Source organism: Actinoplanes sp. NPDC048791, from assembly GCF_040650095.1.
Taxonomy (GTDB): Bacteria; Actinomycetota; Actinomycetes; order Mycobacteriales; family Micromonosporaceae; genus Actinoplanes.
On the sequence record NZ_JBEZGQ010001478.1, the window covers coordinates 1 to 1,580 of the forward strand.

A 1,580-nucleotide genomic window follows, 5' to 3' on the forward strand; every position below is an offset into this window, starting at 1 on the left:
GGCGGTGCGACCTGCACCTTCAGCAGCCGGCCCGCGAGCGTGCGTTGCAGCGAGCCGAGCCTGCGGGCCGCTCCGGTCGACACCAGCAACAGGAGCAGCAGTCCCACGCAGAGGCCGGCGAGGGCCATCTGGGCCGGGGTCGGGTTGCCCCGGCCGCCGTCGGCCGCCAGCCAGATCAGGTCCGCGGCGAGCACGAAGAACACCAACGGGTTGAGCAGGGCGAACGGCAGCCCGGCCAGGCAGAACAACAGCTCACGGCCCTGACGCCGGGTGAACGGGGCCACCACCACGGTCATGCCCATGCCGCCATCCTCCTCCCTTGCCGCCTACGGCCTATGCGTCCCGCCGGGCCAGCAGCCAGCCGCCGATCGCCAGCGCGATCGCGGCGTACAGGGAGAGCATGCCGAGGCCGGCCCAAGCGGAGAGAAAGTCCGGACAGGACGCCGCGTCGGTGCCACAGGTCACCGGCCTGGTCGTGCTCAGCGAGTTGGCCAGGATCAAGATCGGCATGTACGGCGCCGCACCGTGCGCGATGAACCCGATGACCTGCACGACCACGTACACGCCGGCCACCAGGACCCCGACCGCGGCCGCGCTGTGCCTGATGATCGCTCCCAGCCCCAGGCCGAGCAATCCGACCAGGCAGGACGCGGCCCCGGTGAGCACGACAGCGCGCAGCACGCCAGGGTCGGCCAGCGTGGGTGCCGTGATGCCGTGGCGCAGCGTCCCGGCGGCGGCGAAGAACGCGATGAAGGAAGCAAGCTCCCCGATGACCAGGGTCACAGCCCCGAACACGGCTGCCTTGGCCGCGAGGACCAGCGGACGTCGCGGAACAGCGGCCAGCGTGACCCGGATCGTCCCCGAGCTGTACTCGCCGGTCATGGTTAGTACGCCGAGTGCACCGGCCAGCAGCAGACCGGGGACCACGCCGGCCAGCGCGTTGTTGGTCAGATCGACGGAGGCGTCCCGGCTGTTCAGACCCACCGCGACGCCGATCCCGACAGTTGCGGCGACCGTGATGGCCAGCGTCCACCAGGTGGAGCGCAGGCTGCGCAGCTTGATCCACTCCATCCGGGCCACCTGCGCCGGCCCGTAACGGCCACCCGGTACGCGGGTCATCGTGGACGTGGTCATGCTGTCGCCTCCGTCGTCGTGGTCCCCTGGTATTCGACCTCTGCGCTGGTGAGCCGGAAGAACGCGTCCTCCAGCGACGCCGAACCGGCCGACAACTCGGCGACGGTCGTGTCGGCGAGCAGTCGCCCCCGGCCGATCACCACCAGCCGCTCGGCGGTCAACGCCATCTCGCTGATCAGATGGCTGGACACAAAAACGGTGCGGCCCTGCGCGGCCAGCGACTTCAGCAGGTCACGGATCCAGCGGACCCCCTCGGGATCCAGCCCGTTGACCGGCTCGTCCAGCAGCAACACGGCCGGATCGCCCAGCAGCGCCGCGGCAACGCCCAGGCGCTGCCCCATGCCGAGGGAGAACTTCCCGGCCCGCCGCCCGGCCGCGCCGGTCAGCCCGACCAGGTCGAGCACCTCGTCGACCCGGGCCCGCGGGATCGCATTGCCGGCGGCCAC

2 protein-coding genes and 1 pseudogene are annotated in these 1,580 nt (G+C 71.3%); all 3 read right to left on the minus strand.

From position 1 onward, the window contains the following. Nucleotides 1–302, minus strand: a pseudogene (locus AB0C29_RS47615) (hypothetical protein); the annotation flags it as partial. Nucleotides 303–333: 31 nt separating this feature from the next. Further along, entirely contained in the window at nucleotides 334–1,134 is an 801-nt protein-coding gene (locus AB0C29_RS47620; RefSeq protein WP_360834880.1) for an ABC transporter permease subunit, read from the minus strand. Then, a partial coding sequence (locus tag AB0C29_RS47625; RefSeq protein ID WP_360834882.1) for an AAA family ATPase occupies nucleotides 1,131–1,580 on the minus strand: 450 nt, incomplete at its 5' end. The genes AB0C29_RS47625 and AB0C29_RS47620, both read right to left, overlap by 4 nt.

What these genes read in the sequence shown, in the direction of transcription:
- AB0C29_RS47620 (WP_360834880.1), bottom strand. Translation starts at nt 1,134, where the DNA reads ATGACCACGTCCACGATGACCCGCGTACCGGGTGGCCGTTACGGGCCG.